Origin of the sequence: Heliobacterium chlorum, from assembly GCF_014502795.1 — a bacterium.
Lineage (GTDB): Bacteria > Bacillota > Desulfitobacteriia > Heliobacteriales > Heliobacteriaceae > Heliobacterium > Heliobacterium chlorum.
In genome coordinates, this window is sequence record NZ_JACVHF010000027.1 from 22,594 (window position 1) to 36,803 (window position 14,210).

The 14,210-nt window shown below is 43.1% G+C and carries 15 protein-coding genes and 1 pseudogene; 15 read left to right on the plus strand and 1 reads right to left on the minus strand.

Going from position 1 to position 14,210, the window contains the following annotated elements; genetic code table 11:
- Positions 1-61 precede the first annotated feature (61 nt).
- The 15 genes and pseudogenes from H1S01_RS16970 (at position 62) to H1S01_RS22370 (ending at position 12,940) form a co-directional block, all read left to right on the plus strand.
- Positions 62-808, plus strand: a complete 747-nt coding sequence (locus H1S01_RS16970; protein WP_341479129.1) for an amino acid ABC transporter ATP-binding protein — start codon at positions 62-64, stop codon at positions 806-808.
- A gap of 65 nt (positions 809-873) precedes the next feature.
- Entirely contained in the window at positions 874-1,701 is an 828-nt protein-coding gene (locus H1S01_RS16975) for an ABC transporter substrate-binding protein (RefSeq protein ID WP_188041589.1), read from the plus strand.
- 68 nt (positions 1,702-1,769) lie between these two features.
- Positions 1,770-2,423, plus strand: coding sequence for an amino acid ABC transporter permease (locus H1S01_RS16980; RefSeq protein ID WP_188041590.1), 654 nt, complete (start codon positions 1,770-1,772; stop codon positions 2,421-2,423).
- 15 nt (positions 2,424-2,438) lie between these two features.
- On the plus strand, positions 2,439-3,101 hold the full coding sequence (locus H1S01_RS16985; RefSeq protein WP_188041591.1) for an amino acid ABC transporter permease: 663 nt from the start codon (positions 2,439-2,441) through the stop codon (positions 3,099-3,101).
- A 153-nt stretch (positions 3,102-3,254) separates the two neighbouring features.
- Positions 3,255-3,983 (plus strand): P-loop NTPase, encoded by a 729-nt coding sequence (locus H1S01_RS16990; protein WP_188041592.1) that lies wholly within the window; start codon positions 3,255-3,257, stop codon positions 3,981-3,983.
- A gap of 426 nt (positions 3,984-4,409) precedes the next feature.
- The gene (locus H1S01_RS16995; RefSeq protein WP_188041593.1) at positions 4,410-5,315 is read left to right on the plus strand and encodes a diguanylate cyclase; all 906 of its coding nucleotides are present in this window, start codon (positions 4,410-4,412) and stop codon (positions 5,313-5,315) included.
- A 124-nt stretch (positions 5,316-5,439) separates the two neighbouring features.
- A complete protein-coding gene (locus tag H1S01_RS17000; protein WP_188041594.1) occupies positions 5,440-5,661 on the plus strand; it encodes a hypothetical protein in 222 nt (73 codons plus the stop codon).
- A 405-nt stretch (positions 5,662-6,066) separates the two neighbouring features.
- Positions 6,067-6,840: pseudogene (locus H1S01_RS17005) on the plus strand (SpoVR family protein); the annotation flags it as partial.
- A gap of 277 nt (positions 6,841-7,117) precedes the next feature.
- Complete coding sequence (locus H1S01_RS22600; RefSeq protein WP_423751937.1) at positions 7,118-7,270, plus strand: toll/interleukin-1 receptor domain-containing protein; 153 nt, start codon at positions 7,118-7,120, stop codon at positions 7,268-7,270.
- A 49-nt stretch (positions 7,271-7,319) separates the two neighbouring features.
- Positions 7,320-8,531: an FxSxx-COOH system tetratricopeptide repeat protein gene (gene fxsT, locus H1S01_RS17010; protein WP_188041596.1), complete on the plus strand. Its 1,212-nt coding sequence runs from the start codon at positions 7,320-7,322 to the stop codon at positions 8,529-8,531.
- Positions 8,528-8,782 (plus strand): hypothetical protein, encoded by a 255-nt coding sequence (locus H1S01_RS17015; protein WP_188041597.1) that lies wholly within the window; start codon positions 8,528-8,530, stop codon positions 8,780-8,782. The genes fxsT and H1S01_RS17015 overlap by 4 nt, the downstream gene beginning before the upstream one ends.
- A gap of 24 nt (positions 8,783-8,806) precedes the next feature.
- The gene (locus tag H1S01_RS22605) at positions 8,807-9,046 is read left to right on the plus strand and encodes a tetratricopeptide repeat protein (protein ID WP_423751938.1); all 240 of its coding nucleotides are present in this window, start codon (positions 8,807-8,809) and stop codon (positions 9,044-9,046) included.
- Between the two features lie 12 nt (positions 9,047-9,058).
- A complete protein-coding gene (locus H1S01_RS17025; protein ID WP_207732397.1) occupies positions 9,059-9,526 on the plus strand; it encodes a toll/interleukin-1 receptor domain-containing protein in 468 nt (155 codons plus the stop codon).
- Between the two features lie 462 nt (positions 9,527-9,988).
- Complete coding sequence (locus H1S01_RS17030) at positions 9,989-11,287, plus strand: toll/interleukin-1 receptor domain-containing protein (protein ID WP_188041599.1); 1,299 nt, start codon at positions 9,989-9,991, stop codon at positions 11,285-11,287.
- A gap of 60 nt (positions 11,288-11,347) precedes the next feature.
- Positions 11,348-12,940 carry a pentapeptide repeat-containing protein gene (locus tag H1S01_RS22370; protein WP_188041600.1) on the plus strand — a complete coding sequence of 531 codons (1,593 nt, stop codon included), beginning with the start codon at positions 11,348-11,350 and terminating at the stop codon, positions 12,938-12,940.
- A 467-nt stretch (positions 12,941-13,407) separates the two neighbouring features.
- Here H1S01_RS22370 and H1S01_RS17045 read toward each other — a convergent pair whose 3' ends face one another.
- Positions 13,408-14,109, minus strand: coding sequence for a hypothetical protein (locus tag H1S01_RS17045; RefSeq protein ID WP_188041602.1), 702 nt, complete (start codon positions 14,107-14,109; stop codon positions 13,408-13,410).
- Positions 14,110-14,210: the final 101 nt, after the last annotated feature.

The window sequence follows — 14,210 nt, forward strand, 5'->3', positions numbered from 1 at the left end:
AAGATAATGTTATAATTAGAGCATTATGCGATAAATATTTCTAATCCAGGGGGCGATGACGCTGATTCGTTTCGACAAAGTGAACAAGTGGTTCGGTAAGTTGCACGTTCTCCGCGATATCAATCTTCAAATCCGCGAAGGGGAAGTCGTCGTTGTCATCGGCCCCAGTGGCTCGGGAAAGAGTACCCTGTTGCGCTGTATCAACCGGTTGGAAGCCATCAGTGAAGGTCAACTCACAGTCGATGGCTTCCGGCTTGACGATCCAAAGACGAACATAAATCTGTTGCGACAGGAAATCGGGATGGTTTTCCAGCATTTTAACCTCTATCCCCATAAGACGGTGCTAGAGAACATCACCTTGGCTCCCATTAAGGTCCGGAAAATCGCCAAAGAAGAAGCCGAGAAGACAGCTACCTTCTTTTTAGAAAAGGTGGGAATCCCGGAAAAGGCCCAAGCTTATCCGTCGCAATTGTCCGGTGGTCAACAGCAGCGGGTGGCTATCGCACGGGGGCTAGCTATGAAGCCGAAGATCATGCTCTTTGACGAGCCCACTTCGGCCCTGGATCCGGAGATGATCAATGAGGTACTCGATGTCATGAAGGCCCTGGCCAAAGAGGGGATGACCATGGTCGTCGTGACTCATGAAATGGGTTTTGCCCGGGAAGTAGCGGACCGGGTCATCTTCATGGATAACGGCATGATCGTGGAAGAAGGAACACCGGAGCATTTCTTCACGAACCCGCGGGAAGAGCGGGCAAAGCTCTTTTTGAGCAAGATTCTTACGGGAGGAAGGGCTTCAAAGCGGTAGTATTCAGTGCGCTTTTTTTTGGCCGCTGAATGTGATAAAAAATATTTTCTTAAGGAGGAGAGTACATGTTCAAAAAATGGGCCAAGCGGGTCGCTCTTGTCTGCTCAATCGTGCTCATGGGATCTATCGCAACAGGGTGTGGATCATCATCGAGCGCCCCAACCTCATCGGGTCAGTCGGGGGACTACCTGCAGACCATTAAAAACCGGGGATACCTCATCGCGGGTGTCAAGAACGACGTACCCCTTTTCGGGCAACTGAAGCCCGGTGCTCAAGAAGCGGAAGGCTTTGAAGTGGACGTCATGAAGGAATTAGCGAAAAAGATCTTCGGCGATGCCAGCAAGGTGAAACTGGAAAAAGTCGAGTCGAAAACCCGCATTCCTATGTTGCAAAACGGCCAAATCGACATTGTTGCCGGCACCACGACGATCACCGACGAGCGGAAAAAGCAGGTTGATTTTTCCGATGTCTACTTCCTCGCCGGTCAGTCTCTGCTGGTGAAAAAAGGCAGCCCGGTTAAAAGCATAAATGATCTAAAAGGGAAAAAGGTATCTACGGCACAAGGATCGACGAGTGCGAAGAATATACGGGAAAAAGCGCCAGGTGCAGAAGTGCTGGAATTCCCCACATATACGGAAGCTTTTTTGGCGGTCAAGCAAGGCCGGGCTGATGCCATGACGACAGATAACTCCATTTTGCTTGGTTTTCTCCAAGAAGATACCAACTATGAGTTGGTCGGCGGGTTGTTTACGGAAGAACCCTATGGGTTCGGTATGCAAAAAGGTCATCCCGAGTGGGTTCAATATGTCAACGACTTTATCAAGGAACTAAAGGCCAACGGGAAGTATGCTGAGCTCTATAAGAAATGGTTCAAGCAAGATCCGCCCAAGTAGGGAACAAATGAGTCTGCCGGGGAGTGGAGAAGGCTTCACTCCCCTTTTTTATAGAAAGGAGGTCTGGCATGGGAAACTGGCATGATGTGCTGAGCTATTCGGGAAAGTATCTATCCGGTTTGGGGATTACCTTGGAAGTTTCCTTGTATGCACTGCTGTTGTCCCTGGCGATCGGCGTCGTGATCGCTATTTTTCGAGTTACTTCCTCGAAGGTGCTCAATGGCTTTGGGGCAGCCTATGTAGAGTTCTTTCAAAACACGCCATTGATTATTCAAGTTTTCTTCTTTTATTACGGTTCCCCGGCTATGGGCTTGAACATCTCCGGCTTAGCCTGTGGAACGTTAGGTCTGGCCGTATACACTGGCGCCTATATGGGAGAAGTGTTCCGGGCGGGCATCCAAGCGGTACCCAAAGGACAGATGGAGGCAGCTCGGTCATCGGGGATGAACTATCTGCAGGCGATGGGCTATGTCATTTTGCCGCAAGCCGTGAAAATTATTCTTCCGCCCTTGACCAACCAGATGGTGAATATGGTCAAGAACTCAGCCATTTTAAGCACGATCGCTGTGACCGACTTGATGTATCAAACGTATTTAATTTCCTCGGATACGTTCATCGTCTTTGAGGTGTTTATTTTCGCCGCTTTGCTGTATCTGACGATTACTGTACCGCTCAGTACCTTTGCTAACCTATTGGAACGGCGGTTGCAGCGAAGTTCCTAAGAGAGGAGGGGACCTATGGAAGCGTCTAAATGGATGATCTTATTCGAGCCGAAGAATCTCAAGTTCCTGATGCAGGGGCTGCAGTGGACGATAGAACTGGCCCTTGTCAGTATCGCACTGAGTCTCTTCTTCGGCATGGTGATCTGTGCCTTGCGCATTTCTCAATTCCGGTTCCTGCGCTATCCGGCTTTTTTCTATATTGAGTCTTTGCGCAATCTCCCGTTGATTTTGCTGATCTTTTTTACTTATTTTGCGCTCCCGGTCATCGGGGTCAACCTCTCCAAGTTCTGGGCGGCTGTCGTCGCTTTCACCATCTTTACATCGGCTTTAGTGGCGGAAATCATCCGTGGCGGGATCCAATCGATCCCCAAGGGTCAGTGGGAAGCGGCTCGCTCTCAAGGGTTTACGTACCTGCAGACGATGGTTTTCATCATCATGCCGCAGGCACTGCGAAAGATGATTCCCCCACTCTTGAGCCAGTTCATCACCTTGACGAAAGACACCTCCTATGCAACGATTATCGGGCTGCAGGAATTGACTGGGCAGGCGTCACTGACCTTTATTGAGTACAACAACCCGATTCAGACTCTCCTGTTGGTCGCTTGCATCTACTTTATCATCAATTTTGCCATGTCCCGTTTGGGTCGTTTGGTAGAACAGCGTATGGCAATGGGATAAAGAGGTTAGCCATCATGATTAGGAATGATCCCTTTGCCCTCTGTCGGAATGAACTTAACGTTCGGCAGAGGGTTTTCGCTTTCCCATGACCGATTGGATCAGCTCACTTGATTTGATAAAATAAAGCATATCGTTTACTGGGAGTGAGACAGATTGAACCACCCACCGAAGATCATCGCCGTGATGAGCGGCAAAGGTGGCGTTGGCACGTCAACTATCACAGCGCTCTTAGGGGCTGGTTTGACGAAAGCGGGACTCCTAACGGGTCTTTTGGATGCCGATCCGGTTGGACCGGTGATTCCAGTGATGTTTGGAGTAAACCAGCGGATGGAGCAGAGAGGAGGTAAGCTACATCCCTCTTTGAGCCGAGATGGACTCCAAATCGTTTCAGCGGGACTATTACCAGAGAAGCTTATTGACTTTTCTGTGGAGGGACCGGATAAAGTCATTCAGGCCATCATATCTCATGGGCAGTGGGCTCCCTTGGATGTCTTGCTTATCGATATGCCAGCCGGTTTTAATGATATTCATCGTTTTCTATTCAACGAATTGCCGGTGGTAGGTGTCGTCATGGTGACGTCCCAACGAGAATTAGACCGCCTGGCGATTCGCAATGTCATGTCTATTTTGGCGAGACGAGCTGTCCCCATCTTGGGTGTCGTTGAAAACGGGGGAGAGACCGAGTGTCCCTCTTGCAGTTCCCTGATTCGCCTCAGTGATCGAGAAGATCTGTTAGCGGAAGACTGTGAAGTGGTGGGATGTCTTCCCTGGACGAAAAAGCTGGCAGAGTTCGCTCGAGAAGGCCGTATCGAAGATTACAATCACCCGCTCGTCTTTCAGATGGCAGTAACTGTATGGGAAAATGCGAACAAAAAGGATTGACAAAATCAGAAGTACGGCGTAAGATGTAATCAAGAGGAACGGCCATAACGGCTGCAACCTCTCTCCGATGCAGGTGGGAGAGGCGAAAAGGGACGGCGGATCGAAATGGCTGCTCCTTATTGTAGCCCGGCCTGCCTGGCCGGCGGAAAGGGGATCTGCAAATCATGCAGATCTCTTTCCATTTTAAAATGCATAACTTATAACATGAGGTTTAATTTGATCTGGATAAAGTTCGGTACGTATGCCCCGACCTATCCATTTTGCCATACCTTTATTCCTTTACAGTATTTATTATTTTCAGAAAAAAGGAATTTCGACAAAAAGCAAGAATAAAATACTGGATTCGATTTGGTTGAATCTGGTATATTGGATTAGGGGTTAATATGTTTGAAGTAAAAAATATGGCATTGAGGGAGGTGACCGGGGATGGCAAGAGTACTCATCGTAAATGATTCGGCGTTGGAGACTAAAATTTTAATGGATGAACTGTGTCGCAGCGGTTTTCAGGTGGAAAACGCCCGGGACGGTGAAACAGCTCTCACGGTAATCCAAAGTTTTCAACCCGATGTGATTATCGCCGATATCGTGTTACCCCGGTTAAATGGATGGGATCTGGCCCGCCGCCTCAAGGAAAATGCTGACACAAGTGATGTGCCGATTATTTTTGCTTCTTCCAGTGAAAATAAAAGCGACCGCTTCGAAAGTCTAAAAGCAGGCGGTTCCGATTATATTACGAAACCGATTGATTATGAAGAATTGTTGCTTCGCATTGAAGTCGCCCTCCGGCATAAGATTTCGATTGATAGTTTAAAGCGTCGCGAGGGGATTTTGCGGGCCGGTTCCGTACGGGATACTCTCACGGGATTGTATAACCGTCGTTACTTTGATCAAAAATTAACGGAAGAATTGGCTCGAGTTGACCGTTTTGGCAGCATGCTTGCCTTAATGATGATCGACATCGACCATTTTAAACACATCAACGATACATATGGGCACCTGGTCGGGGACAAGATTTTGATTAACCTAGCCGGGCGGTTAAACCAAAGGGTGAGAGCCACCGATACGGTTTGCCGTTTTGGTGGTGAAGAGTTCGCCATTATCGCAGCCGAGACAGATCTGAAAGGGGCTTTTGTGCTTGCCGAGAAGATCCGGGAGATCGTGAGCGCTGAACCTTATGTGATTTCTGAAGACCTGACGATCGATGTGACAGCGAGTTTTGGCATCACCGAATGTCGCAAGCATAATGAAACTGTACAAAGTCTCATCGACCGGGCCGATAAAGCCCTTTACCAGGCGAAGCGGAACGGTCGTAACCGAGTTGAATGGCAGTAAGGGGTTAGGGGTTCTTCTGGATGGGAATAGTCTTTCCTTTGCCGGGGATAGCTACAGTGACAAGGGCTTTGCACCGTTTCATCGGCAAAAGGTAAGGCCAATTTTCATAAAAGAGGTGGCCCGAATGAAGGCTGAACCCTTTATCCACCCAGAGGTTCCAAGGGAGGTACAGAGTCATCCCTTATTTCAAAGAGTGCTTCCGTTCGTCAACAGTGGGAACCTAGCCGAATACCTGGCTGGTTGGACGCGGATCTACTATTTGCGGCACCATCCTTTTGTTTGTTCTGTCGACCAGATCACCCCGAGCGATATGATCGGTTTTTTTCAAGAAACCTGCCGGGATTAACTAGATGAGGCGATTGAACGTTTCCCCGCTCAGGACAGCCGGTTTAGTCTGCGGCAACTGATCGATGAAACCATCTCTCGAGGGATTCGATATTACGGAGAAGTCGGGAGCCCTGATCGGCCCCTTCATTAGCTCAGTTCGACCAACAGGAGTGTCGGAGAGATATAACGTTTTAGAAATAAGGAAAAAGCCGGTTTGTTCAAGCAGTGAACAGGCCGGCTTTTTATTGTTAAATAACTGTTATTATAACGGCTGAGTGACTCATGCCCGTTAACTTTTCTTTTGAAGCAAGCAGGCCTCCCCTGTGCATAGACATATAAAAGACATGATAGGGAAGAAGGAGGTCTCAAAATGGAAAAATCTCAATCTACACAGGATTTGGAGCGGTTGGAAAAGTCCCTACCGATGATCATGGATGTTGCCAAGGGGTTTGGTTTAGATTTCTATGATATGCGCTTTGAAGTTGTACCAGCAGACGTATTGTATACCTTCGGTGCTTACGGGATGCCAACAAGGTTCAGCCACTGGTCTTTTGGCAAGAGCTTTCACCGTTTAAAAATGTCCTACGACTACAATCTGTCCAGAATCTATGAACTCGTGATCAACTCTTCTCCTTGCTACGCCTTTTTACTGGAGGGGAATACTCCCATACAAAATGAGTTAGTGGCCGCACATGTGCTGGCCCATTGTGATTTCTTTAAAAACAATGCCGCCTTTTCGGGGACATCCAGATTTATGGTTGAGTCGATGGCCTCCTCGGCTGATCGTATTCGAGAATACGAAATTCTCCACGGACTCGATAAGGTAGAGAGCTTCCTTGATGCAGTGATGGCCATTCAAGAACACATCGATCCTCATTACGGGACTGTGAAAGACGCTCTTCCACCAAAACCGAAAGTACATCCCGACAGCGCTTACGAAGATTTGTTTTCTCTGGAAACGAATCTTCTCTCGGAACGAGAGACGCCGTCAAAAGCGTCCCAAATAAGTACGGGTGACGATAAGACGAAAGAGCAGAATCGGAGATTACCAGAACGGCCGCAAAAGGATATCATGCTGTTTTTGATGAACCATAGTCCTTTTCTGGAAGATTGGCAGCGAGATATCTTATCGATCATGCGCGATGAGATGCTCTATTTTTGGCCGCAAATGCGCACGAAAATCATGAACGAAGGCTGGGGTTACGTTCGTGAAAGTGCTTAAAGGACGTTCTTTACTAAAAATAAAAAAACGTTTCAGCTAGCGAAAAAAACACAATAGCCATTCTGTTTCTTTCACTGTTTATAAAAGTAGATTGAATCAAATGAGTATTTTAAAAATATCCTTGGAAGGAACGCCCAGTAGATTGTCGAATCTTTACGTCAGAGGTGTTTCTATGCCAGACAGTGAGCTAAATGATTTTTTCATTAGCTATAACAAGGCTGACAAGACATGGGCGGAGTGAATCGCTTGGGTTCTGGAAGATGCCGGGTACAGCGTCATTATCGAGGCGTGGGACTTTAACGCAGGTAAAAACTTTATCACGATGATGGATGAAGCACTAAAGACATCTCGCCACCATTGCGGTTCTATCACCAGATTTTCTGACCTCACCTTACACGAAAGCTGAATGTACGGCCGTGTTTGCCCTGGATCCAGACGGGGTGAAGGGCACACTATTGCTGATTCGCGTCCAGCCATGCGAACTACAAGGAATATTTGCGTCACGTGCGTACATCGATTTGGTGGGTCTAAAAGAGACACATGCTAAGAATAAATTGCTCGGGGACATCCAAACTGGGCGAACGAAACCGGAGCAAAAACCCTTGTTTCCAGGTTCCTCCCCTATCCACCAAAAACCTCGATTCCCCGGTAGTCTGCCAGACATCCATAACATTCCCCACGCACGCAACATTAACTTTACCGGACGTAATACGTGCCTCAACACAATTCATAAAGCGTTAGCATCAGGTGAACCGTTTGCCCTCACCCAAGCAATTACCGGCTTGGGCGGTATAGGCAAGACACAAATGGCACTGGAGTACGCCTATCGATATGCCGGAGACTATGACATTATCTGGTGGCTAAGAGCAGAACAATCTGCTTTGTTGGCTGAAGATTATGCCAAATTGGCTCTTCAACTGAAGTTGATCAAACAAGCACCTGATGAAGCATTGGACACGCCATTAGCGGTTGAGGCCGCACGAAGTTATCTTGAACAAAATGAAAGGTGGCTCCTAATCTTCGATAACGCACAGGAGAATGAAACAATCGAAGACCTATACCTACCACGTGGGGGTGGTGGTCATATCCTAATTACTTCACGAAATCCAAATTGGGGAGGATTAGCCCATACTTTGCCCATTCAGACTTGGGAAAGGAAAGAGTCGATAGCATTCCTAAGGAAACGAACTGGTCAAATCGACGATGCTAATCAGGACCAATTGGCTCATGAACTTGGTGACTTACCGTTGTCATTGGAGCAAGCAGCAGCCTATGCTAATAAAATGAAAATTTCGTTGAATGAATATCATGAACTATGGAAGAGCCACTGTAGAGAAATGTTGGAACAGGAAACCCCAGCATTTTATCATAAGGTTGTCGCAACCACCTGGTATATCGCTTACGAGCAAATATGCGAAACCCCGGCGGCAGATCTACTAAATTTGCTATCTTTTTTCTCCCCCGATAGTATTCCGGAACAACTGATACGGGCAGGATCGTATGAGAACGTCTCGGAAGCGCTTACCAAGGCAGTGGCCAATAATTTGAAATGGAATGATGCGGTTTGGCCACTACTGCAGTACTCCATGGTAGAACGAAAGGAAAAAAACTTTTCGGTTCACCGTCTAGTTCAGGCTGTACTCGGGAAAAGTCGCCAAAAGAAGTGAAGGAGTTATGGCTAAAATCGGCGATGAACACCATCAGAAAGATGGTGCCTGATCGAGATGTTGTCCGGCGGTGGAGAGACTGGAGCTGGCTTTTACCACAGGCGCTGGCTGTTATTAAACATTCACAAGAGATGAATCGGTTTCTGGAAGAGCGAATAGAACTAATGGACGATGTCGGGAACTATTATCAGCGTAGTGCAGATTTTCGTGGATCGATGAAACTGTCTATGGCCCGGACCATCCAGAAGTAGCCATTGACGTGAACAACCTGTTTGGTGCTAAAAGCTCTGGGTGACTTGGCCGGGGCGAAGGCATGTCTGGAACGCGCGTTGAAGATCGATGAAACTGTCTATGGGCCGGGCCATCCTAACGTAGCCAGGGATATAACAAACCTGAGCTTGGTGCTAAAGATCCTGGGGGAATTGGACGGGGCGAAGGCATGTTATAAACAATCGTTGACGACGTTAGAAAAAGTTCTTCCCGAAGACCACCCCCCTATATTAAGAACGTTATGAATTATTTAAAAAATGTTATATGAAAGGGGGGAGCTTACGAAGGACATCAAGGACTTTTTCATCAGCTATAACAAAACAGACCATAAAATCGCCGAATGGATCGCATGGATATTAGAAGAAGCCGGCTACTCGGTAGTTATCCAAGCATGGGATTTCACCGTGGGAATAAACTTTATTGTCATGATGGACGAGGCTGCCAAACTAGCCAACCGCACTATTACTGTCCTTTCGCCAGACTACCTGAAGTCGGATTACACACCTGCGGAATGGGCCGCTGCCTTTAACCGAGATCCTAGAGGTGTCCACGGAACCCTACTACCGGTTCTCGTAAGGGAATGTAACCTCGAGGGATTACTAGCGCAAATTATTTACATAAAGTTGACCGGTCTTGATGAACAACAGGCTAAAGAAGTGTTATTAAACGGAGTCAGTCCAACTCGCCGGAAGCCTGCAAGAAAACCGAAATTTCCTCTTGGATAATATGTTTCGTCGTAAATCATGTGCAAGCGAGCACTGGATATGAAAGTACCAGCAATTTAAATAAGGCTTACATGAAAATGATGTTAGAAGTCATCAATATTTAGCTACAACTGGGGCGGAAAAGGAGGTGTATAGAACAAACGGTGACAGCAGCTACTTTTAAGAATACGATGAACTTTCCTATATGGCTTCCGTCATGAGAGGCATTATATCCGGAGCGACAGTTTCTCTGCAACCTCAAGTACATTTCATTGACAGGGTATTGAAAAATATAATCGATTAATCGATTATATACCCAGTGGTCGATAACAAGTTAAAAGTTTAAAGACATTAAGAATCGCAATAAGAGTACGTAATTTATGTTTATTAATTAAATAGTAATTATACTTGTATTTAAAGACAAAATTACTGATTAGCTTAGACTCTGTTTTATTATTAGTTTACTTAGTTGGAGGTATAAAAATGATGAAGCTAAAAGTATTTATAAGTCATTCTCATGATGAAAAAGATATTGCTTTAGCCTGGCAGACGCTATTAGATCATATATCACAGGGTGCCATTGAAGTATGGTTGTCTAGTGATACTAAACCTACTGGTGGGATGAAGATTGGGGCTGAATGGCGTGATAATATATATAATAAATTATCATCCGCTGACTTTGTAATCGCTGTAATTAGTCCGAAAAGCATAGAGCGACCATGGATAATTTGGGAATGTGGTGTAGCAAGTGGCACTAACAAAGAAAGAGGCATTATTCCAGTCGTTTATTCAATGTCACTATCTGACTTTGAAGGGCCATTATCTTCCTACCAGGCTTACTGCGGTGAAGATAGAAATAAGGTGGTTGAAATTTGTGAAAGATTACTGACTGAAGCAAATTTAACCCCTAAAACACAATATTGGAGCCCAATTATCGATACATATCTTAGTTCCGTACGACTTCACAGACCAGCTAGAAATGCAAGTCCCGCAGCGGTGTCGGTTTGGATGCGTAGGATTGAGACATATATTCGAGCTGGAAGAATTTCTGAGTTACCCACACTTACTAAATCTATGTATACTTCTTTTGGTGCAGATAAGGAAGTAGATGTTCAAATACATGAATTATTGAGTCAAATTTTTCTAGAAGATAGAAAATACGATCTGGCACTAAGTGAAGTTTCAAAAGCACTAACTTATTTACCAGATGATCTTAGTTTGCTTCATAGAATGGTATTAATACAAATTGAGTTAAAAGAGTTGAATATGGCGATTAGTAGTTTGAATTCGATATATAGTGAATTTGAGGAAGCTAGAAGTTTACCTGAATTTGCTGGACTTGAGGGAAGGGTACATAGAGAATTATATTATTCAACCGGAAAAAAAGACGAATTAGAAAAGGCGATTAAAGCTTATGAAGTATCGTACAAGAATGATCCCTTTAATTATTACTGTGGTGTAAACGCGGCATCATTAAATTTGATTGCAGGTAAAATTGAAGAGGCAAAGTTAATAGCTAATAGTGTTCTTGAGGTTTGTAAAGAATTAATAACACATCACAATGTTTCGTTTTGGTTAGATTTTACAATGGGAGACCTTTTTCTTATTCTTGAAGATTATGACAATGCAGGTATAGCATATTCTACGGGATTGTCGCGTAACCCAAGCCCCAGTGAACGACAAAAAGAATCAGTTTTTAAGGGGATAAGACGTATAATTTCATCCTCTGATTTAAGTGAAAAATTCGTACAAAAGATTGAAATTATATTTAAAACATACTAAACACTGTTATTGGTAAAATAATAGTTTTTGTTTGTGTCGTAGTTATTAGGAGTGATTTATGTGCCAAACAAAGAGCATCTAGAAATATTAAGAAGAGGAGTTGAAGCCTGGAATCAGTGGAGGGATAGACAAAAAAACATTATTCCCGACTTAAGTAAAGCAGAATTGTCATTTTACAATTTAAGAAACATAAACTTTGCTAATACAAATCTTCAAGGAAGTGATTTATTTCGCACTAACCTTAGTTGGGCAAATCTAAAAAACGCAAATTTATCAAATGCTAATTTATATGAGACTAATCTGTCTGGTTCTAATCTTTCAAATACGGATTTACGAGGAGCTAATCTGCGTGCTACAGTATGTTTGTCTACTATTTTAATTAGTGCTGATTTTAGGGGTAGTTTTTTGAAAAATGTTGCGATTAATTGGGCCTCTTTGCAATCCGTAAATTTTGAAGAAACAAACATAAAGGAATTGAATTTTGGCCAAATAAATTTAACTAATGTGAAGTTGAGAAAAACAAGAATTTCTAATACAACTTTTGAAAAAGCTATATTAGAAAATGCAGATTTTGACGAAGCTTATCTTGATAACATAAATTTTAAATATGCACAACTTCAAAAAGCGTCGCTTAAGGGAGTAAAAGTTAATGGAGCTAATATGGAAGGGGCTATATTAGATAATGCCGTTTTAAACAATTCAATTTTACAGAAAGTAAGTTTGAAAAACGCTAAGTTAATCAATACACAATTTATTCGGGCTAATTTACAAGGCGTTAATCTTTTGAATGCTAAGATAAAAGGTTCCATATTTATTGACGCCAATTTACAAAATGCCACATTAAGTGCTTCTAATATTTATTCTTCTGATTTGTCAAATGTGAACTTGCGACAGTCGTGTTTGGAAAAAGCTAAGCTAAAAAATGTTTCTTTTTCAAATTCTAACCTATCAGAATCAAACTTTGAAAGTGCAGAGGTCGAAAAAACTGATTTATCCTATGCTCAATTAATTGATGTTAATTTTAAGGATGCTAATATATTAGACTGCACCGTGTTTGGTATAGCTCCTTGGGGAGTAAATATGGAGGGAACTATACAATCTGGCTTAGTAATAACTAAAAAGCTAGAACCTGCAATTACAGTAGATAACATTGAGATAGCACCGTTCATATATGCTTTATTACATAACAAACAGGTTAGGCATGCAATTGATACTATTACCGATAAGGTAGTACTCATACTCGGGAGATTTACTCCGGAAAGGAAAAAAATTTTAGATGCCATACGTTCTAAGCTTAAGGAACACGACTATATTCCGGTAATATTTGATTTTGAAAAACCTCATAATCGTGACTTATTAGAAACTGTAATGACATTAGCTCATTTATCTAGATTCATAATTGCTGACATTACAGAACCATCGTCTGTAATCCAAGAGTTACAATCTTTAGCGTCGTCGAATCTTAATATACCCGTAAAGCCATTACTACAGGAAGGGTATACACCTTGGAGTATGTTTGAAGTACTATTAAGAAAAAACTGGATGTTAGACGTTTGTTATTATGAAGATTTACCTCAGTTAATGATGTCATTGGATTCAAAGGTAATTCAACCACTTGAAGAAAAAAGGTGTGAATTATCGGGAGATGCCTAATTATCCGAACGGATAAATTACTTGTGAGTTAATTGTAAATTGATTGGATTTCACATGCATGATCAATTGAGTTCAATGTAAGCGTAAATTAGCCCTACATCGTTACGGTGTTTGAGCTATAGCTCATAATATACTATATTTTCCGTGCTTCTCGTTTGGCAATGCTTCAGCGCCTCATCGAACATGCGCCAGGTGTGAACCAAGCAACTCACCAACATCACGTCGCCTATCCAGTTGTAAGCCACATAGCCGTTCACGTGAAGTACCTCTTGAAGCCATACAGATGCGCGGGGATGGATCCCTGACCGTATCTGCTGGTATTCACATAGCCGAGTCAAGCAATTGTTGCTACAGGCGGTAAAAGAAGTATTATTCCATATGTTTCCACATCGTAACAAACACCATAAGTAACGGAACCCTTGTATACAGCGTTTCCGGCGATCTGGTGGTTGGTAACAACATACTTATTATCGTTTCCTTTTAATTTGTTTGTGTTCGATAGTCACGTTAAATGGTAATTTATCAGAATTGTCGATGAGCCAAGTAAAAAGGTCTTTCTTAAGGTTATCTAGCCCTATTTTGGTATTTTCACTAACTGATTTACTTAGTTCCGGTGTAATATTATCAAATTTCTTGTTGATATTTATTATTGAATTAGAAATACTACTTATCTCATTAAAAAGCTCCGAAAAGTCTGCAAATGAAACAGAGCTTTTTCTTAAAGTATGCATTATTTCCGTTACGGGATTATCTATTTGTTCAGACATTGATTCAATTGTAGCAGAGAGTTTAGTTTTTGATTGAACTACCTCATCGAGTACTGAAAGGTTATACGTAATAGTCCCCATAAATGAGACATCAAAGGGAATTTTTTGATTTTTCTCGATAAGCTGAATTGTCGGTTTGCCAAAAACATGACGTACTCCTAATTCGTAAAAAACATTTGGATTATGTCCAGATAAATCTGCTATAACCAGATCAGATTCTATAACTTGCTTTAAAATATACTTAGTAATAATACCAGGATTTGTTTCCTCGTCGGCTCTTGTTGTTTTATATCCATGTTGATCCATTACTGGTCTAATAATGTGTTTCAAAACTTGATCGGCATTATTTCTAATCTTAGAGCCTTCTTCTCCGATAGGACTAATAACAAAACATGTTTTCAAATTAATCACCTTTTAATACTTAAGCGCACATTCGACACCCCTACTATGCGCCTCTAACAAATTAAACTAAAGAAAAGTGGCAAATAGGCAAGATTATTTTA

What these genes read in the sequence shown, in the direction of transcription:
- H1S01_RS17025 (WP_207732397.1), top strand. Translation starts at nt 9,059, where the DNA reads ATGTTATATGAAAGGGGGGAGCTTACGAAGGACATCAAGGACTTTTTC.
- H1S01_RS16980 (WP_188041590.1), top strand. Translation starts at nt 1,770, where the DNA reads ATGGGAAACTGGCATGATGTGCTGAGCTATTCGGGAAAGTATCTATCC.
- H1S01_RS17000 (WP_188041594.1), top strand. Translation starts at nt 5,440, where the DNA reads ATGAAGGCTGAACCCTTTATCCACCCAGAGGTTCCAAGGGAGGTACAG.
- H1S01_RS17030 (WP_188041599.1), top strand. Translation starts at nt 9,989, where the DNA reads ATGATGAAGCTAAAAGTATTTATAAGTCATTCTCATGATGAAAAAGAT.
- H1S01_RS16975 (WP_188041589.1), top strand. Translation starts at nt 874, where the DNA reads ATGTTCAAAAAATGGGCCAAGCGGGTCGCTCTTGTCTGCTCAATCGTG.
- H1S01_RS16995 (WP_188041593.1), top strand. Translation starts at nt 4,410, where the DNA reads ATGGCAAGAGTACTCATCGTAAATGATTCGGCGTTGGAGACTAAAATT.
- H1S01_RS16985 (WP_188041591.1), top strand. Translation starts at nt 2,439, where the DNA reads ATGGAAGCGTCTAAATGGATGATCTTATTCGAGCCGAAGAATCTCAAG.